Origin of the sequence: Pantoea sp. B65 (assembly GCF_047308185.1) — a bacterium.
Taxonomy (GTDB): Bacteria; Pseudomonadota; Gammaproteobacteria; order Enterobacterales; family Enterobacteriaceae; genus Erwinia.
The window spans coordinates 203,925-227,495 of sequence record NZ_JAHXPU010000041.1; the positions used below are offsets into that span (position 1 = coordinate 203,925).

18 protein-coding genes are annotated in these 23,571 nt (G+C 53.6%); 5 read left to right on the plus strand and 13 right to left on the minus strand.

Features of this window, described 5'->3' with window-relative positions:
- The first annotated feature begins 22 nt into the window (after positions 1-22).
- On the plus strand, positions 23-808 hold the full coding sequence (elyC, locus tag JWF83_RS21280) for an envelope biogenesis factor ElyC (protein WP_413652453.1): 786 nt from the start codon (positions 23-25) through the stop codon (positions 806-808).
- Here the strand turns inward: elyC and JWF83_RS21285 are convergent.
- The 12 genes from JWF83_RS21285 to serC all read right to left on the minus strand — a co-directional run bounded on the left by JWF83_RS21285 (position 788) and on the right by serC (position 15,152).
- Positions 788-1,681, minus strand: coding sequence for a YcbJ family phosphotransferase (locus JWF83_RS21285; RefSeq protein WP_413652455.1), 894 nt, complete (start codon positions 1,679-1,681; stop codon positions 788-790). The two genes, elyC and JWF83_RS21285, sit on opposite strands and share 21 nt — an antisense overlap.
- A gap of 153 nt (positions 1,682-1,834) precedes the next feature.
- The gene (gene kdsB, locus JWF83_RS21290) at positions 1,835-2,581 is read right to left on the minus strand and encodes a 3-deoxy-manno-octulosonate cytidylyltransferase (protein ID WP_413652456.1); all 747 of its coding nucleotides are present in this window, start codon (positions 2,579-2,581) and stop codon (positions 1,835-1,837) included.
- The gene (locus JWF83_RS21295; protein WP_017802467.1) at positions 2,578-2,760 is read right to left on the minus strand and encodes a Trm112 family protein; all 183 of its coding nucleotides are present in this window, start codon (positions 2,758-2,760) and stop codon (positions 2,578-2,580) included. Before JWF83_RS21295 ends, kdsB begins: the two co-directional genes overlap by 4 nt.
- A 34-nt stretch (positions 2,761-2,794) precedes the next feature.
- Entirely contained in the window at positions 2,795-4,012 is a 1,218-nt protein-coding gene (locus JWF83_RS21300; RefSeq protein ID WP_413652458.1) for a winged helix-turn-helix domain-containing protein, read from the minus strand.
- Between the two features lie 188 nt (positions 4,013-4,200).
- Positions 4,201-5,178 carry a tetraacyldisaccharide 4'-kinase gene (gene lpxK, locus JWF83_RS21305; RefSeq protein WP_413652459.1) on the minus strand — a complete coding sequence of 326 codons (978 nt, stop codon included), beginning with the start codon at positions 5,176-5,178 and terminating at the stop codon, positions 4,201-4,203.
- Positions 5,175-6,923, minus strand: coding sequence for a lipid A ABC transporter ATP-binding protein/permease MsbA (msbA, locus tag JWF83_RS21310; protein WP_413652460.1), 1,749 nt, complete (start codon positions 6,921-6,923; stop codon positions 5,175-5,177). Before msbA ends, lpxK begins: the two co-directional genes overlap by 4 nt.
- Before the next feature lie 35 nt (positions 6,924-6,958).
- Positions 6,959-9,220, minus strand: coding sequence for a ComEC family protein (locus JWF83_RS21315; RefSeq protein WP_413652462.1), 2,262 nt, complete (start codon positions 9,218-9,220; stop codon positions 6,959-6,961).
- Between the two features lie 226 nt (positions 9,221-9,446).
- Positions 9,447-9,731, minus strand: a complete 285-nt coding sequence (ihfB, locus tag JWF83_RS21320; protein WP_017802462.1) for an integration host factor subunit beta — start codon at positions 9,729-9,731, stop codon at positions 9,447-9,449.
- Positions 9,732-9,819: 88 nt separating this feature from the next.
- Entirely contained in the window at positions 9,820-11,493 is a 1,674-nt protein-coding gene (rpsA, locus tag JWF83_RS21325) for a 30S ribosomal protein S1 (protein WP_413652464.1), read from the minus strand.
- Between the two features lie 137 nt (positions 11,494-11,630).
- Entirely contained in the window at positions 11,631-12,320 is a 690-nt protein-coding gene (gene cmk, locus JWF83_RS21330; protein ID WP_413652465.1) for a (d)CMP kinase, read from the minus strand.
- Positions 12,321-12,581: 261 nt separating this feature from the next.
- The gene (gene aroA, locus JWF83_RS21335; RefSeq protein WP_413652466.1) at positions 12,582-13,868 is read right to left on the minus strand and encodes a 3-phosphoshikimate 1-carboxyvinyltransferase; all 1,287 of its coding nucleotides are present in this window, start codon (positions 13,866-13,868) and stop codon (positions 12,582-12,584) included.
- A gap of 198 nt (positions 13,869-14,066) precedes the next feature.
- Positions 14,067-15,152 (minus strand): 3-phosphoserine/phosphohydroxythreonine transaminase, encoded by a 1,086-nt coding sequence (gene serC / locus JWF83_RS21340; RefSeq protein WP_413652467.1) that lies wholly within the window; start codon positions 15,150-15,152, stop codon positions 14,067-14,069.
- Positions 15,153-15,451: 299 nt separating this feature from the next.
- Between serC and ycaO the strand changes: the two genes are divergently transcribed.
- The 4 genes from ycaO (at position 15,452) to pflA (ending at position 21,797) form a co-directional block, all read left to right on the plus strand.
- Positions 15,452-17,209 (plus strand): 30S ribosomal protein S12 methylthiotransferase accessory factor YcaO, encoded by a 1,758-nt coding sequence (gene ycaO, locus JWF83_RS21345; protein ID WP_413652468.1) that lies wholly within the window; start codon positions 15,452-15,454, stop codon positions 17,207-17,209.
- 391 nt (positions 17,210-17,600) lie between these two features.
- The gene (gene focA / locus JWF83_RS21350) at positions 17,601-18,464 is read left to right on the plus strand and encodes a formate transporter FocA (protein ID WP_413652470.1); all 864 of its coding nucleotides are present in this window, start codon (positions 17,601-17,603) and stop codon (positions 18,462-18,464) included.
- Positions 18,465-18,552: 88 nt separating this feature from the next.
- Complete coding sequence (gene pflB, locus JWF83_RS21355) at positions 18,553-20,835, plus strand: formate C-acetyltransferase (RefSeq protein ID WP_413652471.1); 2,283 nt, start codon at positions 18,553-18,555, stop codon at positions 20,833-20,835.
- 221 nt (positions 20,836-21,056) lie between these two features.
- Positions 21,057-21,797 carry a pyruvate formate lyase 1-activating protein gene (gene pflA, locus JWF83_RS21360; protein ID WP_413652473.1) on the plus strand — a complete coding sequence of 247 codons (741 nt, stop codon included), beginning with the start codon at positions 21,057-21,059 and terminating at the stop codon, positions 21,795-21,797.
- 61 nt (positions 21,798-21,858) lie between these two features.
- Here the strand turns inward: pflA and JWF83_RS21365 are convergent, their stop codons facing one another.
- The gene (locus tag JWF83_RS21365; protein WP_413652474.1) at positions 21,859-23,010 is read right to left on the minus strand and encodes an MFS transporter; all 1,152 of its coding nucleotides are present in this window, start codon (positions 23,008-23,010) and stop codon (positions 21,859-21,861) included.
- Between the last annotated feature and the right edge of the window lie 561 nt (positions 23,011-23,571).

The window sequence follows — 23,571 nt, forward strand, 5'->3', positions numbered from 1 at the left end:
TTTCAGACAAAAGGAGTAATTTTTGTTACTTTTCACCCTAAAAAAATTCATTGGCGGCATGCTATTACCCCTGCCTTTCCTGCTTGTGGTGATGGCAATCGGCATTTTTCTGCTGTGGTTTAGCCGCTGGCAGAAAACCGGCAAAATTATACTCTCTTCTGCCTGGTTAATCCTGCTGTTAATTGGCCTGCAACCGGTTGCCGATCGGCTGCTGAAACCCATTGAGCAGAGCTATCCGACCTGGAACGGCGGTAAGAAAGTTGATTATATTGTGGTGCTCGGCGGCGGCTATACCTGGAACCCCAGCTGGGCCCCCGGCTCCAATCTGATCAATAACAGCCTGCCGCGGCTGGTCGAAGGGGTCCGCCAGTGGCGCGACAATCCGGGCTCGAAAATGATTTTTACCGGCTACGCCGCCAACGGTAATCCGGTCAGTACTGCCGAAGCGGGTGCGCGCGTGGCGCAAACCCTGGGGGTTCCGGCAGCAGCGATTATCACGCTGGATAAACCGCGCGATACGGAAGAAGAGGCGCATGAAGTAAAACTGGCGATTGGCAATCAGCCATTCCTGTTAGTCACCTCCGCGGTCCATATGCGCAGAGCGATGGACTTTTTTCATGCGCAGGGACTGGAGCCGATTGCCGCTCCCGCCAATCAGCTGGCGATTGACTCACCGCTAAACTGGTGGGAGAAAGCCATCCCCTCCGCGCTCTATCTCGGTCACAGCGAGCGCGTCTGGTATGAATCTTTAGGTCTGGCGTGGCAATGGCTGAAAGGGGACGAGGCGTCAGTAGAGCCAGGGCAGTAGCGCGGCCGACGCATTACGAAACTGAACGCGATCGAACTTGCCGGTATCCACCATGGTAGCGACCGCTTCCCATAGCTGATAGAGCCAGCGCCGGCCAATAAAGGCTTCCGCCACCGGCGCGTGTTCAAGATAGCGATACAACAGTGACTCCGCCGCGCCGCCATCGGCTAAGCGGAACAGTTCATATTCGCGAGGCGCCCAGAGCATGGTGCCGGGATTGATCATCGCCAGCAACTGGTCGCTGCGCACATCTTTCAGCATATTACGCAGCGTCAGATTGCCATGCACCAGCACACAACCGTCATCAAAATCGTGAAACAACTGGGGTAACTGTTCGCGACTGCGATAAAGAATACGCCGGTCGTCCAGCGTCAGATCCGGCGGCGTCAGGTTACTTAATGTCGCCCATAACACCTCTACCCGTTGCTGATACCAGGCTGACCAGCGGTTTTCTTGGGTACTGTCGACGCTGCCAACCAGGCCGTGGCTGTCAATGCGATGCCAGGCCAGCATACTCTCAATAATCTGTTGCTGCAGCTCGGCCCAGCGCTGGGGTGTCCGCGTCGGCGCTTCGGCGGAGACACCGCCCATCCGTTCGATCAATAGCACTTCATGCTGCGGCTTCTGCTGACTAAGCACCACACCATATACCGTCGGTAGTCTGACGCAGCCTTCCCGCGCCAGCATCGACAGCTTATAGGCTTCCTGCGCCGCCATACCGGTATTGCGAAAACATTTCGCTACCAGTGACATGGCATGGCCGGATTTATCATACAGCGCAAAAAGCGTGGCATACGGCTGTTCAGAAACCGGCACCAGTCGACTGATTTTTTCACCCAAAACCAGAGCCAGTTCAGCGCGCAACAACTCCATGGTATTTCCTCATTGCGTTGGCAGAATCTCTATCATGAGCGTCGCCGCTGTACGTTTCACCGTCACAGATCAAATACGTGACAAAAAAATCGCCGCGAGGAAGGTGAATGCGGCAGCAAAAATAACAACGGGGCCAGAATGGCCCCGCAGGATTTACTGCATCGCAGCACGAACACGCTGCAAATCGTCCGGGGTATCTACCCCGACGCTGGGAATCGCTTTCGCGACAGCGACATGAATTTTTTCGCCGTACCACAGCACACGCAACTGTTCTAACAGCTCAATTTGTTCCAGCTGACTGGGTTCCCAACGCACGTAGCGGCGGATAAACCCCGCACGGTAGGCATAGAGACCAATATGGCGCAGGAAGCTGTCACCAATGGTTTCACGCGACTGCGCGAAACGTTCGCGATCCCACGGGATGGTGGCGCGGGAGAAGTAAAGCGCATACCCCTGCGCGTCCATCACCACTTTGACCGCATTAGGGTTAAAGGCTTCCTCCGCACTGTCAATCGGCACCGCCAGCGTCGCCATACCGGCAATGGAGTGCGTCAGGTTATCCGCCACCTGGCGGATAATCACCGGCGGGATCAGCGGCTCATCACCCTGAACATTGACGATAACCGTCTCATCCGGGAACTGATAATGATCGATCACTTCCGCCAGGCGTTCAGTTCCGGATTGATGATCGGCACGAGTCATACAGACTTCGCCCCCTGCAGCCTTTACCGCAGCCGCCACATCAGCATGGTCGGTCGCCACGATAACGCGATCGGCTCCCGATTCCAGCGCCCGCTCCATCACATGTACCACCATCGGCTTACCGTGAATATCCACCAGCGGTTTACCGGGCAAACGCGTCGACGCAAAGCGCGCCGGTATAATGGCAACAAAACTCATGGATTAGTCTCTTCCAGCGTCATGGTACGGGCTTCGGTCTCCAGCAGTACCGGAATACCATCACGAACCGGGAAGGCCAGACCATCTGGCTTGCAGATCAGCTCTTGCTGCTCTTTGTTGTAGTAAAGTTTGCCGTTACAGACAGGACAAGCCACTATTTCGAGTAAACGGTGATCCATGGTTCCTCCGTAATGAACCCGGTTTTATCAGAAGCTAAAGCATATCACAGCGCCAGCCCTCTCCCCAACTGGCCCTTAGCGCTTCAGGCGCACGATCGATAACGATCTGCGCCGCGCCCTGCCAGCGGGCAAAATCGCTTAATGTCCGGGTCAGATCCCTGATCAGCGTGGCGGTGACTTTCACCCCATCCTCCAGCCATAATCCTTTAATTTGCAATATCTGCTCTTTGCGCAGCATTTTGGCATCCAGCCGCCCTTTCAGCGCGCCACGATGCAATACCGGCAACACAAAATAGCCAAATTTGCGCTTCGCCTCCGGGGTGTAACACTCAATGCGATAATCAAAGTCAAACAGCTCCAGTACGCGGCGGCGATCCCATACCACCGGGTCAAACGGTGATAGCAGTGCGCTGTGCGTCGCCAGTAGCGGTTTTTCCAGCAGCGCCAGCAGGGAGTGATGCAAATACATCTCCCCCAGCTTCTCCACCTGAACCGCTATAATCTCACCGCTCTCCAGCGCCGCGGCCAGCACCGCTTTTATCGGCGCGCGTTTCAGGCGGTAATAATCAGCCAGCCACTCGGCGCGGAAAATACCGAGGCTGCGCATACTGTTTTGCAACATCTGCTGCACGGCCTGCGGCGGCGCCAGCAGATGAATATCATCATCCCAGTGTGGCAATACGCGTGTGCGTAAATCATAAACCCGCTGAAAGTTACGCCGCTCAACCACCATTAACTCCCCGGCGGTAAACAGATTCTCCAGATGACGCTTATGTGGCTTCCATGACCACCAACCCGGTTTATGGTTGGGGGCGGTAGTGAAATCGGCGGATCGTACCGGACCATGCTGCTCAATGTGCCGCACCAGTTGCTCAATATCCTGCGCATATTGCTGCATCCATCCGGCATTGTATTTCCAGCCAAGATTGACCGGATCGAGCATGCGATGGCGCAGCAGTTTATAGTCTTCAGCGGGAATAAAGCAGGCTTCATGCGCCCAGTATTCAAACAGCTTGCCCTCCGCCAGCGCCTGTTCCAGCCACGGCTGCGGATACGCGCCGAGGCGGCTGAATAGCACCAGATAGGGGCTGCGCGCCACCACATGGATGGTATCGATTTGCAGCAACGACATCTCGCGGATCGCGGCCAGCAGATCAGGATATTGCGCCTTACGGCCAGGAGATTTCAGAAGTTTTTGCGCGGCAAGATGTAGTTTACGGGCGGTGCTCAGGGAGAGTTCAATCGCAGACATCGTGGCATCCTGAATAATAAGCTGCCTATAGTTTAGCGGCTAACCCGGCATCGCCACAGATTTTTGTCCGCTGGCCGGATAATTCGCTTTATCCCGGCATGGCAGGTTCAACTCAGATAAATAATTCGTGCCGCAGCATATTTACCTGCTGCGGCTCACTGTCCGCCGCCCACCGGCCCTGATGCCAGTCAGTGACACAGCGTCTTAATTCTATTCAGCAGTTCCGCCGCAGGAGCAGCGCTTAACCCGGCATCCACCGGCAGATACCACCAGTTATCTGCCGCGAAAGCGCGACATTTTACCGCATCCTTTTCGGTCATCATCAGCACCTGCCCGGCACTGGTCAGCGCGCGCAGCTCTGCTTCGCTATACGCCTGATGATCGGCAAATGACAGCTCCTTCAGCGGGGTAATCCCCTGCTGTTTCAGGGTGGTGAAGAAGCGTGGCGGATGGCCAATACCGGCCATTGCCACCACCTGATCGAACGCCGCCAGCGGTTTTGCGGCACCGGTTTTCAGGTTGATGGCATCACCCGGTTGCAGCTGCATGGCAATCTCATTGGCGCACGGCGTACCGCCGTTAACGATGACCGCATCAACACGGTTAAGACGTGCAGCCCGCTCGCGCATCGGTCCGGCCGGTAGCCACCAGCCGTTACCGAAACGACGCACACCGTCAATCACCACAATTTCAAAATCGCGCGCCAGTGCATAGTGTTGCAGCCCGTCGTCGGTGACGATTAAATCAATATTACCCGCCGCCTGCAGCGCCTTCACTGCATCACTGCGCCGCGGTGAAACCGCCACCGGAGCATGAGTGCGCTGATAGATTAATACCGGTTCGTCGCCCGCTTCCGCGGTGGTGGTTTGCGGATTAAGCAGCAGCGGATACTGTGCCGCCTTACCGCCATAGCCGCGCGAAACCACGCCGACCCGTACCCCCTGCCGCTGCAGCGCTTCAACCAGCCAGATCACTACCGGCGTTTTGCCGTTGCCGCCGGCAGTGAGATTCCCCACCACCACCACCGGCAGCGAAGCACGCCACACCTTACGCCAGCCCAGCTGATAGCTAAGGCGGATGCCGTTGCTAATCAGCCCGTACAGCCAGCTTGCAGGCAACAGCAGTAAATACAGCCGCGAACGCCCGCTCCAGATACGCTCAATCATTGGCCAAATTGCATTTTATGCAGCTGAGCATACGCGCCTTTCTCACTCAGCAACTGCTGGTGGGAACCGCGCTCAACAATGTAACCATCTTCAACCACTACAATCTCATCTGCTTTCTCAATCGTCGACAGACGGTGCGCAATCACCAGCGAGGTGCGGTTTTTCTGCAGCTCATCCAGCGCCGCCTGGATCGCCCGTTCTGATTCGGTATCCAGTGCAGAAGTGGCCTCATCCAGGATCAGAATCGGACAGTCACGCAACAGCGCGCGGGCAATGGCGATACGCTGGCGCTGACCGCCAGAAAGCAGCACGCCATTTTCACCAATCACCGTATCGAGGCCATGATCCATTTTATTAATAAAGTCCATCGCATGTGCCATTACCGCCGCTTTCTCAATCTCGGCACGGCTGTACTGTTCACTGCGGGCATAGGCGATATTATTGGCAATGGTGTCATTGAACAGGTGGACATTCTGCGATACCAGCGCCACCTGATTACGTAGCGAACTTAGGGTGTATTCGCGCAAATCATAGCCATCCATCAGGATTTCACCCTGCTGGATATCATAGAAACGCGTCAGCAGGCTGGCGATTGTCGATTTACCGGAACCGGAACGCCCCACCAGCGCCACGGTTTTGCCGGCCGGAATGGCTAAGTTGATATTACGCAGCGCCGGACTATCACGCCCCGGGTAGGTGAAGGTCACATCGCGGAATTCGATATCCCCTCTGGCGCGTTCAATTTCGCGCTTGCCGGTGTCAACTTCCTGCTCGCTATCAAGAATCGAGAACAGCGTCTGACAGGCGGCCATACCGCGCTGAAACTGGGCATTTACGTTAGTCAGTGACTTCAGCGGGCGCATCAGCGCCACCATGGAGGAGAACACCACGGTAATGGTGCCGGCGGTTAAGGTCGCCATCACGCTCGGGAAGCTGGCGGCATACAGCACAAAGGCCAGCGCCATTGAGGCGATCAACTGAATAATCGGATCGGAAATCGACGAAGCAGAAACCAGTTTCATCCCCTGCTGACGCATTTTATTGCTCACGGAAGCAAAGCGATTACTTTCAATCTCCTGACCACCAAAAATCAGCACTTCTTTATGGCCCTTCAGCATCTGCTCGGCACTGGTGGTCACCTCACCCATGGTGTTTTGCATATTTTTGCTGATATTACGAAAACGCTTAGAAACCTGACGAATGGCAAACGAGACAATCGGCGCCAGCACAATCAGAATTAACGACAGCTGCCAGCTGTAGTAGAACATCATGATAAACAGACCGATAATCGAGGCGCCTTCACGCACCACGGTGACCAGCGCGCTCGATGAAGAGGAGGCGACCTGTTCAGAGTCATAGGTAATGCGCGACAGCAAGGTACCGGTCGACTGCTGGTCGAAAAAGGATACCGGCATGCCCATCATATGGCTGAACAGACGGCGGCGCATATTCATCACCACATTGCCAGAGACCCAGGAGATGCAATAACTGGAAATAAAACCAGAAATACCGCGCATCAGCATCAGGCCAATCACCGCCAGTGGCATCCACAGCAGCACCGCACTGTCCGCTTTACCAAAACCATCATCAAGTAAAGGCTTCAGCAGTGACAACATTAAGGTATCGCCGGCTGCGTTAATGATCAGTGCAATCGCAGCCACCACTAAGCCTGCCTTGTTCGGCGCGATCATCGGCCAGAGGCGACGGAATGTCTGCCATGTCGAGAGATCTTTATCCAGATGCATTATATAACCAGCTTGAAATGAAGTAGCCGCTCATTCTACCTGGATTCCCTGGGTACGCCAAACCACTGATGGTACCAACGGGGCAATATTTGCTCTCTTAACCCGTTGACCTGCCAATTTTCGTTGAAAAATTGCACACTCAGCTGCCCGGAGAGCGCCGTATCGTGCCATTGATAGCCATTATCCTGATAGCGCTGGATAATTTGTGTTGCCGGTAAGCGCCAGCCATTAAAGCGCGCGACCGAGGCCAGCGCCGCGATTCCCTGCACGTTACGTAATAGCAATGCCGTCGATGAAGTGCTGCTGCCGTGGTGTGGTACCTGGATAATATCGGCAGCTAATGTTGCCTGATATTGCGCCACCATCGCTCTCTCCGCCGGGGCTTCGAGGTCGCCGGTCAGCAGCACCCGACGCCGGCCATCATCAATCAGCACCACACAGGAGTCGTTATTTCCCCCGCGCTGATTGCCTTGTTTCGGCCATAACACCGAAAATTTTAACCGCTGCCATTGCCAGTGTTCCCCCTGGTAACAGGGCAAATGACTGGCTTTGGCTAAAGCGCTTCTAACCGTCAGTTGCGGCCATGCCAGCTGTAAACTTGCCAGCCCGCCGATATGGTCGAGGTGGGCATGGCTGATAATCACCTGCTGCGGCTCAAGCCCCTGCCAGCGCAGCCAGGGGGTGATAATCCTTTCTCCATCATCGCCACCCGGCCAGCGGTTGCCGGTATCGTAAATCACCGCTTTGCCTTCGCGTGAAATCACTATCGCCAGGCCGTGACCGACATCCAGCATATCAATACGCCAGTCAGGTCGCGGGGATGCCTGTCGCCAGCAGATCAGCGTAACCACCAGGCTGATAATCGTAATCGGCGAAGAGCGCCACCAGTTAAAGCGCCATACCACCAGTAACAGCCAGCACAGCAGGCAGCTCAGCGCCGTCGACTCATCGATCGCCAGCCAGCCGGGTGGTAACCACTGCAGGCTATTGATTACCAGCGCCAGGGAGCGGTCAACCAGCCACCACAGGGGCTGACTGAGGATGTTAAACGGGATTAGCAGCCCCAGCAGGATCAGCGGCACGCTAATCAGCGAGACCACCGGCACCGCCAGCAGATTCGCCAGTAGCGCGCTCAGGCTGATGCCATGAAAAATAAAGCCCTGCACCGGCATTAACAACAGCATCATGCCGATCTGCAGATGCAGCAGCTGCAACAGCCACCAGCGTCGTTTCCCCCTGAAACCTGCGGGCAGCGGAAACCACTGATACCAGAGGATCAGTGCCGCCACCGCCAGTGCGGATAGCCAGAAGCTATCGGAAAGGATGGTTAGCGGGTCAATAAACAGAATGATGCCAACGCACAGACTCCATACCTGCCAGGCACTACAGCGCATGCCGGACAGCCGTAAGCCATACCACAGGGTTAACGCCAGCATCGCGCGTATCGCGGGTGGGTTGGCCCCTGACAGCCAGCTGTATAACAGGGCCACCAGCAGACTGATCAACAGCGGCAAACGGTAGCCAATCCGGTGAGCAGGAAAAAACCGCTGTACGCCACGCGCCAGCAACCAGCCAGACATCGCAGCCAGCCCGATATGCATCCCGGAGATAGCCATCAGATGCGCCGTACCGGTTTCACGCAGCAGACGGGTTATCTCCGCAGGCATCGCGCCGCGTTCGCCAAACGCCAGCGCATCGATCACCGCCTGCCACGGCAATTGCTGATAAGCGGGCTGGGTGGCAGCCATAATGTCATGCCGCCAGCTACAGTCACTCTGCAGCTGGCGGGCGGCTAAAATACGGCCATGCCGCGGGGTATGGCTGGCCAGCGCCTGGCGTTGCAGATCGAAAGCCCCCTGATTAAGACGGGCATGAACCGGCCTTAAACGCAGCGTCATCTGCCAGCGTTGCCCGGCACAGGCCAGGCTAAGCGGCTCTGCACCGCTCAGCGTGGCATACAGCGGCGGAAACAACCGGCGTTGATCGATCGCCAGCAGCCGCACTTTGACACGTTGCCCATCGCGGGCGATATTTTCAATTTGTACCTCAGCCACCACCGGCGCAGCGCTAAGCCGGGTAATCTGTTGCAATATCTGACGCCCGGCACCACAGCACCAGATAAACAGCAGCAGTATCAGCGCCACCTTTTTGCCAGCGCGCCAGCGGGCGAATAGCAATATCAGTGCGACAATAGCCATGCCGCTGAGCTGTTGGTTATCGGGTAATGCGGGCAGAACACAGAGTGGCAATGCCGCGCAGATCATCATCCATGAGAGCTGTGTAACAGAGATCGTCATTGCCACTCCTTGTTTGCCTGAGCAAAAAGTGTGACCTGAATCGGGCGTGGTTGCAGCCAGCAGTCTGACGAAATGGGAAGCGGCTTCAGAGCGATATGTCAGGAGTACAGTGCAGGGCAGAAGAGTGTGCGCGGACGCGCAATGCGGTAGCCTGAATTTCCGGCTAGCGCCGGCAAAAAAAACGACACCCTTGAGTGTCGTTTTATGGTTTCCGCTTCGCGGCTGCTTAACCGTAGATATTTGCGCGATCGCGCAACTCTTTACCTGGTTTGAAGTGGGGAACGTATTTACCTTCCAGATCCACTTTGTCACCCGTTTTCGGGTTCCGGCCAGTACGAGGTGCACGATAATGCAAAGAAAAGCTGCCGAATCCCCGGATTTCGATGCGTTCGCCTTCAGCCAGCGTAGTGGCCATATGCTCCAGCATCTCTTTAACCGCATCCTCAACGACTTTCGCCGGAATATGAGACTGTTGGCCTGCAAGTCTTTCAATTAGTTCTGACTTGGTCATAAATCCTCCGGTTAACCCCTAATGGGAAAGGTTTTGACAGCTTACTACAAAATACGGGTAACTTGCGCTACCCGTATTCACAGGTCGATTACTCGCCTTTAGCAGCTTTGAACGCTTCAGCCATCGCGTTAGAGAAGTTGCCTTCTTCCTGTTTGGTGTTAACAGTAGTGATGGCTTCTTTCTCGTCAGCTTCGTCTTTCGCACGAACAGACAGGCTAACAACGCGGTTTTTACGGTCAACACCGGTGAATTTGGCTTCAACATCGTCGCCAACACTCAGAACCAGAGTTGCGTCTTCAACGCGGTCACGTGAAGCTTCAGAAGCACGCAGGTAGCCTTCAACGCCGTCTGCTAATTCAACAGTAGCGCCTTTAGCGTCAACTGCAGTCACTTTACCATTAACAATAGCACCTTTCTTATTCAGAGAGATGTAGTTGTTGAACGGATCTTCTGCCAGCTGTTTAACGCCCAGGGAGATGCGCTCGCGCTCTGCGTCAACCTGCAGAACCACAGCAGCGATTTCGTCGCCTTTCTTGTATTCACGAACGGCTTCTTCTCCGGTAGCGTTCCAGGAGATGTCAGACAGGTGAACCAGGCCGTCGATACCGCCGTCCAGGCCGATGAAGATACCGAAGTCAGTGATTGACTTGATTTTACCTTCAACGCGGTCGCCCTTGTTGTGGGTTTCTGCGAACTGCTGCCATGGGTTAGATTTACACTGTTTCAGACCCAGGGAGATACGACGACGTTCTTCGTCGATATCCAGAACCATAACTTCCACAACATCACCAACGTTAACAACTTTGGATGGGTGGATGTTTTTGTTGGTCCAATCCATTTCTGAAACGTGAACCAGACCTTCAACGCCCTCTTCGATTTCAACGAAGCAGCCGTAGTCAGTCAGGTTGGTCACGCGGCCAGTCAGTCGGGTGCCTTCCGGATAACGTTTAGCGATAGCAACCCATGGATCTTCGCCCAGCTGTTTCAGACCCAGAGAAACACGGGTACGCTCGCGGTCGAATTTCAGTACTTTGACATTGATTTCATCGCCAACATTGACGATTTCGCTTGGATGCTTAACGCGTTTCCATGCCATGTCAGTGATGTGCAGCAGGCCGTCAACGCCGCCCAGATCAACGAATGCACCGTAGTCAGTGAGGTTCTTAACGATACCTTTAACTTCCATGCCTTCCTGCAGGTTTTCCAGCAGCTGATCGCGCTCTGCGCTGTTTTCGGATTCGATAACCGCACGACGTGAAACCACCACGTTGTTACGTTTCTGATCCAGCTTGATTACTTTGAATTCAAGCTCTTTGCCTTCCAGGTGCAGCGTATCGCGCACCGGACGCACATCTACCAGAGAACCTGGCAGGAACGCACGAATACCGTTTAGCTCAACAGTGAAGCCGCCCTTGACTTTGCCGTTAATAACACCGGTAACAGTTTCAGCGTTCTCGTAAGCTTTTTCCAGCGTGATCCAAGCTTCATGACGTTTCGCTTTTTCACGGGACAGCAGGGTTTCACCGAAGCCGTCTTCTACTGCATCCAGAGCAACGTCAACTTCGTCACCAACCTGGATTTCCAGTTCGCCGGCTGCGTTTTTGAACTGCTCTGCAGGAATTGCAGATTCAGATTTCAGGCCCGCATCAACCAGGACGATATCTTTGTCGATAGAGACAACGACACCACGAACAATGGAACCCGGACGGGTTTCGATTTCTTTCAGGGACTCTTCAAAGAGTTGAGCAAAAGATTCAGTCATATTGATAATCTTCAGGATTCTTCAATTTAACGTCCATCTGACTTCCTGCCGGATGGGGTTGTTTCACATGCCCCATGACATCCATATCACAGGGTTAAGGTATTCATTGCTGCGTGACTTACCGCGTTATTATCCGATCAGCTGTTCGGTAACGCGAGCTTTTCGCGGGCATATTGTAATGCTTTTTCAATCACTTGCTCAATGGTCATACTGGTAGAATCCAGTACCAGAGCATCTTTAGCCGGCACTAAAGGCGCGATTGCCCGATTACGATCGCGGTCATCACGCTCTTTTATCTCGGATAAAAGGCGTTCAAAGTTAACACTAAAGCCCTTCTCCTGCAACTGTAGCATACGGCGGTGCGCACGCTCTTCTGAGCTGGCATCGAGAAAGATTTTTACCGGCGCATCAACAAAAACCACCGTGCCCATATCGCGGCCATCGGCAATTAAACCGGGCGCGTCACGAAATGCGCGCTGGCGGCGCAGCAGCGCCTCACGCACCCGCGGAAAAGCGGCCACCCGGGATGCGGTATTGCTGACATCCTGGCTACGGATCTCGGCGGTGACATCTTCACCTTCCAGAATCACTTCCATTTCACCGTTGGTCGAGACAAAGCGCACATCCAGATGGGCGGCAAGCGGGACCAGCGCCTCTTCAGATTCGATATCAACCTGATGATGTAGTGCCGCAAGCGCTAATACGCGATAAATTGCGCCAGAATCCAACAGGTGCCACTGCAGTGCTTCAGCCATCGCTTTACAAAGCGTGCCTTTACCCGCACCACTTGGCCCATCAATGGTGATAACCGGGGCTGTTGCCGTCATCTATTCTCTCCTGTTGCTGGAAATTCCCGTGGCTGCCTGCACGTCAGACAAATATCGCCGCGCATTATACGCTGCAATAGCCGCGATCGTTACCCTAAAGCATAGCCCCGGGCAAAATAAACAGCAGATTCAGAACTGTCGGTGCGACGGCATCGGCAAAATGAAGAGAAACTGGACGCCCGCGGCAAAGTGTTTGCCGCGGCCTGGCCGGCAAGGCGCTGAATGCCGCCTGCTGGCGGCATTCAGCGCAATGAGTTGAGTTTAGGCCAGCTGGCTGATCCGCGCCAGTTGCGTGAAGTAGTCCGGGAAGGTTTTAGCGGTACATTTTGGATCGAGAATGGTGACCGCCGTCGGGGAGAGCGCCACCAGCGAGAAACACATCGCCATACGGTGATCGTTATAGGTACCAATCTCGGCATAGTTAAGGGTTGCCGGCGGCGTGATGCGGATATAGTCATGCCCCTCTTCCACTTCAGCCCCCACTTTACGCAACTCAGTGGCCATCGCCGTCAGACGATCGGTCTCTTTCACGCGCCAGTTATAGATATTACGCATCACCGTCGTGCCGTTGGCGAACAGTGCGGCGGTGGCAATGGTCATCGCGGCATCAGGAATATGGTTCATATCAAGATCAATGGCGTTCAGCTCACCGCGGCTGCAGGCAATATAGTCATCGCCCCACTCAATAGTCGCCCCCATTTTCTCCAGCACATCGGCAAAGCGAATATCACCCTGCATGCTGTTACGGCCGATGCCGGTAACACGCACGGTACCGCCTTTGATCGCGGCGGCGGCAAGGAAATAGGAGGCGGAAGAGGCATCGCCCTCGACCAGATAATGTCCTGGCGACTGGTACTGCTGATTGCCGCGAATATCAAAGCTGGCATAGCTATTGTTAACCACCACCACGCCAAAGGTTTTCATCAGATTCAGAGTGATATCGATATAAGGCTTCGATACCAGTTCACCTTTAATGACAATCCGCGTGTCCTGAGTTGCCAGCGGCGCCGTCATCAACAGCGCGGTAAGAAACTGGCTGGATACACTGCCATCCACCGCCACTTCACCGCCGACAAATCCCCCTTTGATATGCACTGGCGGATAATCCTGCTGCTCCAGATAGTCAATCTGCGCGCCGCCCAGACGCAGGGCGTCAATCAGATGACCGATCGGGCGCTCTTTCATGCGCGGCTCACCGGTCAGCACGATATCGTTGTGGCCAAGACAAAGCGCCGCCGCCAGCGGACGCATCGCGGTACCGGCATTGCCCAGAAACAGCTCCAGGGCCCGATCCGCATGCAGAGGTCCGGCGCAACCGACAACATCACACCGGGTACGATCGGCAGAAAGCGTATAGTTCACACCCAGCGCACTCAGAGCATTAAGCATATGTTTAACGTCATCGCTATCCAGCAGATTAGTTAAATGCGTGGTGCCCTTTGCCAGCGCCGCCAGCAACAGAGCACGGTTAGATACGCTTTTCGAGCCCGGTAAATTTACCGTGCCGTCGACGCGTGCGATGGGTTGTAACGTCAGGGATTCCTGCATGCGAAACCTATTCTCCAGAAAACAATTGCAATGAAACCTCGCGCGAAGGCAAGGTTTCAGTATTAGCTACCTATGCACCCGACGTCATTCGGGTGGCAGACAGGCGGCAGCCCGTGAATCCCCGGCAGCATAGATAACAATGTGGCCGGGGGGTGCGGGCGCAGTCAACACACCTGCGGCGCGAAGTATGACGGGTAATTAACCGTGGCGGCGCTCAAAGTCGACCATAAAGTCGGTCAGGGCTTTCACCCCTTCAAGCGGCATCGCATTGTAGATGGAAGCGCGCATGCCGCCAACCACACGATGGCCTTTCAGCGCATGTAAACCGGCAGCGACTGACTCATCAAGGAACACTTTATCCAGAGCAGAATCCGCTAACTGGAATGGCACGTTCATCCGTGAACGGTTAGCGATAGCCACCCCGTTGCGGTAGAAATTGCTGTTATCGATGACGCTGTACAGCAGATCGGCTTTCGCCTGGTTCAGCTTATCGATCTCACTCACGCCACCCTGCTCTTTCAGCCACTTAAACACCAGGCCGGAGAGATACCAGGCAAAAGTTGGCGGCGTATTGAACATCGAGTCATTATCCGCCAGCACTTTGTAATCGAGAATCGACGGCAGTTCCTGACGCGCATGACCCAGCAGGTCCTCACGCACAATCACCAGCGTCAGACCGGCCGGACCAACGTTTTTCTGCGCACCGGCATAAATCACGCCGTAGCGACTGACATCAATCGGGCGGGAAAGGATGGTGGAGGATAAATCGGCTACCACCACTTTGTCGCCAAAGTCAGGTTCTTCATTAATGGCAAGACCATCAATGGTTTCATTCGGGCAGAAGTGAACATAAGCCGCATCATCGCTGAGTGCCCAGCGACTCATCGGGGTGATCGCACTTAAACCATCAATGGTGGTTTTGGCATCAATCACATTAGGCGTGCAATATTTCTGCGCCTCATTAATCGCGCTGTGCGCCCAGTAACCGCCATCAACATAATCAGCGGTTTTAGCCTGTCCCAGCAGATTTAATGGCACTGCCGCAAATTGTGCGCGTGCGCCGCCGTGACAGAATAAAACTTTATAGTTGGAGGGGACTTTCAGCAGATCACGCAGATCTTGTTCCGCATCCTGTGCGACCTTAATAAACTCTTTGCTGCGATGACTAATCTCCATAACGGAGGTGCCTAAGCCCTGCCAGTTACACAGTTCCTGCTCTGCACGACGGAGTACTTCTACCGGCAACATGGCCGGACCGGAGCTAAAATTGAAAACCTGAGTCATTTCCCCTCACCACTGTCAGATCTATCGGTTATGCATCTGCTATCGGTTTTATCACTGCGTCCTTGTTGCTGCAATCATTTATCCGGCCCGGATCACATTTTTAGCCGCGTGGCCGCCACAGCATGTAAGGCAATCGCAAATAACCACGATATTTTGTAAAGCGGACACCATTCATTAATGCCGTCTCGCCTGGCGGCTATTTATCGCGCCGGTTGATAATTATCGCCGCCGCATAGCGATTAGCCCGCAAAACCCGTATCATTGCGCGCTTTACGCACAATCATTAACTAGTGGGCAACATGACTCAAACTTATATCCCTGGCAAAGACGCCGCGCTGGAAGATTCCATCGCACGCTTTCAGCAAAAACTACAGGATCTTGGCTTCAATATTGAAGAAGCTTCCTGGCTGAATCCTGTTCCGCATGTCTGGTCAGTGCACATTCGTGACCGCGATTGCCCACTCTGTTTTACCAACGGTAAAGGCGCCAGTAAAAAGGCGGCGCTGGCTTCCGCGCTGGGTGAGTACTTTGAGCGTCTTTCCACTAACTATTTCTTTGCCGATTTCTGGTTAGGCAACACCATCGCCAATGGCGATTTTGTGCACTACCCGAACGAGAAATGGTTCCCGCTGCCGGAAGATGAAAGCCTGCCGGAAGGTATCCTTGATGCGCGTCTGCGCGCGTTTTACGATCCGGAAAACGAGCTAAGCGCCGGCGAGCTGATCGATCTGCAGTCCGGCAATGCCGACCGTGGCATCTGCGCCCTGCCGTTTACCCGTCAGTCAGACCTGCAGACGGTTTATATTCCGATGAATATTATCGGTAACCTGTATGTTTCTAACGGCATGTCTGCCGGCAACACCGCCAATGAAGCCCGGGTACAGGGCTTATCCGAAGTTTTCGAGCGTTATATTAAAAACCGGATTATTGCCGAATCGATCAGCCTGCCGGAGATTCCTGCCGAGGTGCTGAACCGCTATCCTGGCGTGGTCGAAGCAATTGCGCGTCTGGAAGCGGAAGGTTTCCCTATTTTCTCGTACGACGCCTCGCTGGGGGGTAAATACCCGGTGATCTGCGTGGTGCTGTTCAACCCGGCAAACGGCACCTGTTTCGCGTCTTTCGGCGCGCACCCTGATTTCGGCGTGGCGCTTGAGCGTACCGTAACGGAACTGCTGCAGGGGCGCAGTCTGAAGGATCTCGACGTCTTTACCCCGCCAACTTTTGACGATGAAGAAGTCGCCGAGCATGCCAACCTCGAAACCCATTTTATCGATTCCAGCGGGCTGATCTCCTGGGATATGTTTAAAGATGACGCTGACTATCCGTTTGTTGACTGGCGCTTTGACGGTTCGACCGAAGAGGAGTTCGCCACCCTGATGGCGATCTTCCAGGCCGAAGATAAAGAAGTCTATATCGCCGACTATCAGCATCTGGACGTTTATGCCTGCCGTATTCTGGTGCCCGGCATGTCCGATATCTATCCGGCGGAAGATCTGCTGCTGGCCAATAACAGTATGGGTGCTTATCTGCGCGAAACCGTGCTGTCATTACCGGACAGCGAGTGGGAACCACAGGATTATCTCGCGATGATCGAACAGCTGGATGAAGACGGTCATGATGACTTCACCCGCGTACGTGAACTGCTGGGCATTGCTACCGGCAAAGATAACGGCTGGTATACCCTGCGCATCGGTGAACTGAAAGCGATGCTGGCGCTGGCCGGTGGCGATCTGGATCAGGCGCTGATCTGGACCGAATGGACTATGGAGTTCAACAGTTCGGTGGTCAGCCCGCAACGCGCCAATTATTATCGTTGCCTGCAGACCCTGCTACTGCTGGCGCAGGAAGATGGTCGCGATCCGCTGCAGTACCACACGGGCTTTGTGCGCATGTACGGCAGCGAGGCGGTTGAAGCCGCCTCTGCGGCGATAAGCGGTGAAGCGCCGTTTTACGGCCTGCAAGCGGCAGACGGCGACCTGAAGGCTTTCCCGGCTCATCAGTCACTGCTGGCGGCTTACGAGAAGCTGCAGCGCGCTAAACGTCAGTACTGGAAATAATCATGACGGGCTGTTTCAGCATCTTTAAACGGGTCTGAAATAGCCCATTTTATTCGGGTAAACGCTGAATTTAATGGTTTTAAACAGCAATTGAAAAATTAAGGTTAAAAAAAAGTAATCACCTGAACTGAATATGTCGGAAACATTACATTTTCTATAAATTCCTGACGACAAAATGTACCGACATTTTTAGCAAAACGTGTGTTTTTCAACTTTTTTTGTACATTTTAAAATATTTTTTTCCATTCAAAATCAATAACATAAATGAATTTGCCTTATTTTTTTCGCGTTATTTTGCCCCCCGCTCCGCGCTAATATGATCCATATCAATTTGTACTCTATACTCCTTTGTTAGTATCACGTTGCTGACAAATTTCAGGAGTAGGTTAGTGTGAAAGCTGACAATCCGTTCGACCTATTATTACCGGCCGCGATGGCAAAAGTCGCTGAAGAGGCTGGCGTTTATAAAGCAACAAAACATCCCCTAACCACTTTTTTCCTGGCGATTACTGCGGGTGTCTTTATTTCCATCGCCTTTGTCTTCTATATCACAGCCACCACCGGCAGCGGTACGGTACCCTATGGTCTGGCCAAACTGGTCGGCGGTATCTGTTTCTCACTCGGTTTAATGTTGGTGGTGGTGTGTGGCGCTGACCTGTTCACCTCTACCGTGTTAATCGTAGTAGCCAAGGCCAGTGGACGTATTACCTGGATGCAGTTGGCGCGTAACTGGATTAACGTCTACGTTGCTAACCTGATTGGCGCATTGTTCTTTGTCGCGCTGATCTGGTTCTCCGGCGAGCATATGGTGGCAAATGGCGCATGGGGTTTAAACGTGCTGCAAACCGCCGACCATAAAATGCATCATAGTTTTATCGAGGCCGTCTGCCTTGGTACCCTGGCAAACCTGATGGTGTGTATGGCGGTATGGATGAGTTATTCCGGCCGCACCCTGACGGACAAAATGCTCGCGATGATCCTGCCGGTAGCGATGTTCGTTGCCAGCGGCTTTGAACACAGCATCGCCAATATGTTTTTGATTCCAATGGCCATTGTGATTCGTGACTTTGCTTCACCAGAATTCTGGCAGGCCGCCGGCACCAGCGCCGACCATTTTTCCAGCCTGACCGTTAGCAACTTTATTGTTGATAATCTGATTCCGGTGACCATCGGTAACATCATTGGTGGCGGTTTACTGGTAGGCTTAACCTACTGGGTAATTTATCTGCGCGGCGGCGATAAACCTCACCACTAAGCGCCGACGTTGAAAAAGAATTTGGCACCGGCCGCGTATTGACCCGACCGGACCGTAGAACGAACTCCACAAATAAGGTAGGTATCAAATGGCCGAGCTTAATAACAAACTGTCCGCAGCCTGGGAAACATTCGCTGCTGGCGAATGGCAGAACAGCGTTAACGTCCGCGACTTCATCCAGAAAAACTATACGCCGTATGAAGGCGATGAGTCTTTCCTGGCCGGCGCTACCGACGCGACAACCGCTCTGTGGGACAATGTTCTGGAAGGCATCAAGATTGAGAACCGCACTCATGCGCCGGTTGATTTTGATACTGACCTTGCTTCAACTATCACTTCTCACGATGCCGGTTTTATTAATAAAAACCTGGAAAAAATCGTTGGTCTGCAGACTGAAGCCCCACTGAAACGTGGTCTGATTCCGTTTGGCGGCATCAAAATGGTGGAAGGCTCATGTAAAGTTTATGGCCGTGAGCTGGATCCATCACTGAAAAAAGTCTTCACCGAATACCGCAAAACTCATAACCAGGGTGTGTTTGATGTTTATACCCCGGATATCCTGCGCTGCCGTAAATCCGGTGTTCTGACCGGTCTGCCAGATGCTTATGGTCGCGGACGTATTATCGGTGACTATCGTCGTGTTGCCCTGTACGGCATCGACTTCCTGATGAAAGACAAGTTTGCGCAGTTCACCTCACTGCAGAGCGATATGGAAAATGGCGTTAACCTTGAAGCCACTATCCGTCTGCGTGAAGAGATTGCCGATCAGCATCATGCGCTGTCGCAGATTAAAGAGATGGCGGCCAAATATGGTTGTGATATCTCTGGCCCGGCGACTACGGCTCAGGAAGCAGTACAGTGGACTTACTTCGGCTACCTGGCTGCAGTGAAATCACAGAACGGTGCGGCGATGTCCTTCGGTCGCGTATCCACCTTCCTTGATATCTTTATTGAACGTGACCTGAAAGCAGGCAAAATCAACGAACAGCAGGCCCAGGAACTGATTGACCACCTGGTAATGAAACTGCGTATGGTGCGCTTCCTGCGTACGCCTGAGTATGATGAACTGTTCTCTGGCGACCCAATCTGGGCAACCGAATCCCTCGGTGGTATGGGTGTTGACGGCCGTACTCTGGTATCAAAAAGCAGCTTCCGCTTCCTGAATACCCTGTACACCATGGGTCCATCACCTGAGCCAAATATTACCATTCTGTGGTCAGACAAACTGCCACTGAACTTCAAAAAATATGCGGCCAAAGTCTCCATCGACACTTCATCAGTGCAGTATGAAAATGATGATCTGATGCGTCCGGACTTTAATAACGATGACTACGCCATTGCCTGTTGCGTCAGCCCAATGGTCATCGGTAAACAAATGCAGTTCTTCGGCGCCCGTGCTAACCTGGCGAAAACCATGCTGTATGCGATTAACGGCGGCATGGATGAAAAAATGAAAATTCAGGTCGGTCCGAAAGAAGCACCGATCATGGATGCAGTGCTGGATTTCGACACCGTAATGGCCCGTATGGACCACTTTATGGACTGGCTGGCTAAGCAGTATGTTACCGCGCTGAATGTTATCCACTACATGCACGATAAATACAGCTACGAAGCTTCACTGATGGCGCTGCATGACCGTGATGTTTACCGTACTATGGCTTGTGGTATCGCGGGTCTCTCCGTGGCGGCTGACTCGCTGTCAGCGATTAAATATGCCAAAGTGAAACCAGTACGTGATGCTGATGGCCTGGCGGTTGATTTCGAAATCGAAGGTGAATATCCGCAGTTCGGTAACAACGACTCACGTGTTGATGACCTGGCCTGTGACCTGGTTGAACGCTTTATGAAGAAAATTCAGAAGCTGCAGACCTACCGCAACGCGGTACCAACTCAGTCAGTACTGACCATTACCTCTAACGTGGTGTATGGTAAGAAAACCGGTAACACCCCTGATGGTCGTCGTGCCGGCGCGCCATTCGGACCAGGTGCTAACCCAATGCACGGTCGTGACCAGAAAGGTGCTGTTGCCTCACTGACTTCTGTTGCGAAACTGCCGTTTGCTTACGCGAAAGATGGTATCTCTTACACCTTCTCTATCGTACCAAACGCATTAGGTAAAGATGACGATGTGCGTAAAACCAACCTTGCCGGTCTGATGGATGGTTATTTCCATCATGAAGCCAGCATTGAAGGCGGTCAGCACCTTAACGTTAACGTGATGAACCGTGAAATGTTGCTGGATGCGATGGAACACCCGGAAAAATATCCGCAGCTGACCATTCGTGTTTCAGGCTACGCAGTACGTTTTAACTCGCTGACTAAAGAACAGCAGAACGACGTAATCACTCGTACCTTTACTAAATCGCTGTAAGTCACCACAGCTTGCACTAAATAAAGGCTCCGTTGCAGGAGCCTTTTTACCACCAGCCTGCTTTGCAGAGGCCTGTATCACCGGGTCATTGAATGCCGCTCACCCCGTTGCGGTTGCAGCGATTAAGGATACAGCCATCTGGCAAAACAGACTGACATAACGCAGCAATTAAAGACTGCGTAACCTGTAACCAGCAGGTTTACCATGGAGAACTCATCGCAATGTCAACTATCGGACGTATTCACTCTTTCGAATCCTGCGGAACCGTCGACGGTCCCGGCATCCGTTTTATCACCTTTTTCCAGGGCTGCCTGATGCGCTGCCTCTACTGCCACAATCGCGACACCTGGGACACCCACGGCGGTAAAGAGATTACCGTGGAAGAACTGATGGCCGATGTGGTCTCCTACCGTCACTTTATGAATGCCTCCGGTGGTGGTGTGACCGCTTCGGGTGGCGAAGCCATTTTGCAGGCGGAATTTGTGCGTGACTGGTTCCGCGCCTGCCATGCCGAAGGCATCCATACCTGTCTGGATACCAACGGTTTTGTACGCCGCTACGACCCGGTGATCGACGAGTTGCTGGATGTCACCGACTTAGTGATGCTGGATCTGAAACAAATGAATGATGATATTCATCAGAATCTGGTTGGCGTCTCTAACCATCGTACGCTGGACTTTGCCCGTTACCTGGCGAAGCGTGGCATCCGCACCTGGATCCGCTATGTAGTGGTGCCCGGTTATTCGGATGATGATGACTCAGCACATAAGCTTGGCGAGTTTACCCGCGATATGGGTAACGTCGAGAAGATCGAGCTGCTGCCCTATCATGAGCTGGGCAAACATAAATGGATCGCCATGGGTGAAGAGTACAAACTGGATGGCGTGAAACCGCCGAAGGCCGACACCATGGATCGGGTAAAACATATTCTTGAAGGGTATGGCCACAAGGTGATGTACTGAGGCGATCGACACAAAGCATACAACTCCAGCACGGGCGGCATTTATGCCGCCCGTGCTGGTTTTAAGCGTGGGCAATCGGCGTGGCGCGCTGATCGGCTTTACGCAGCAGCATCACCAGATACACCAGCGCCACCACCGCAATCATCACAAACAGCAGATTATCGGAGTAGTGCTGCATCAGCAGCGACGTCATACTCGGGCCGGCCAGACTGCCAATGGTATAACTCAGTAATAGCGCCTGATTCATCGCCACCAGTTCGTGGTGCGCCACCGCTTCGCAGGCCCAGGACATTGCTACCGGATAGAGCGTAAAACCGGCACAGCCCAGCACAAACAGCGCCGGAGCCATCGCCGTATCGCCAAGCATGGCAATCGACCCGACAATCATCACAAATACCTGAACGCGCAGCACCAGCAGACGGCCAAAGCGGTCGGCGAGACGGCCAACAGGCCACTGTCCGACAATACCGGCGCTGACCAGCAATGCCATCCAGTAACCGACCGTGGCATCGCTCATCCCCTGATGAGAGAGATACAGCGGCATCAGACCGTATAGCGACCCCAGTACCACGCCGGAGATAATACAGCCGTGAATACCCAGCCGTGCATTACGACGGCGTAGCATTGGCCACATACGGCCAGGTGCAACCTCTTCACTACCACCACGCGCGGTAACTTTGGTAAAGACCAGCGGTAAAATACCCGCCATCACCAGCGCAGTAACCCAGGGTAATACACTCATCAGTTCGGTTGAAAGTTTACTGACCAGCAACTGCCCGACCACCGTGCCGAGGTAGTAGACCATCATATAGGCCGCCAGCAGCTGTCCGCGATTGCGCACCGTGCCGCTGCACATCAGCGCGCTCTCCACCACCACCCAGATTAGCGCGCAACCCATGCCGGCGGCGAAACGTCCGAAGCTCCAGGCGAAAAAGCCGCTGCTGAAACCTAACCAGAGGGTTGCCAGGGCAAAAATCAGCGTTGCCAGATAATAAGTGTAATTAAAGCCAATACGTTTGATTAACCAGCCAGCCGTCAGGGTGCCCAGCAGGTTGCCGGTGAAATAAGATGAGCTTACCAGCCCCACTTGCCAGGTAGGCAAGCGATCGTGCGTTAACCAGAGGGGAACTAAGGTATTAAGCACGGCGATAGACACCGTCAATAGCAACAGGCCGCAGAGCAGCAAAATGACAGGGCGAGACCAGGTGGACATAGGAGGCAAGGGCCAGAAAACAGAGAGATTTTGCGCGCATATTGCCATTACCAATGCTAATGTCAACGCGCAAAAATCGACCGCCGCACAATTTGCCAGTTTGCGATTTAATTTTTTTATCTACAACAGATAAGCCACGAATGCGCCACAACTCACACTTTCTCTATCACACTGATTTACATCGTATTAATTAAAAGTCACGCGCGGACCATCCATAACGTTTTTTACTGGATACCTGCCGTCACAATAAAAAAAACCGCCGATAAAAATCGACGGTTTTTTAACTGCCTGCGGCCCGAAGAATAACGGCATAAATGCCCTAAATAATTCGGGTTGCAGGAAGGCGGCAAGCCCGCGAATCCCCGGGAGCATAGATGACTATGTGACCGGGGTGAGCGGGCGCAGCCAACGCACCTGCGGCCCGAAGAATGACGGCATAAATGCCCTAAATAATTCGGGTTGCAGGAAGGCGACAAGCCCGCGAATCCCCGGGAGCATAGATGACTATGTGACCGGGGTGAGCGGGCGCAGCCAACGCACCTGCGGCCCGAAGAATGACGG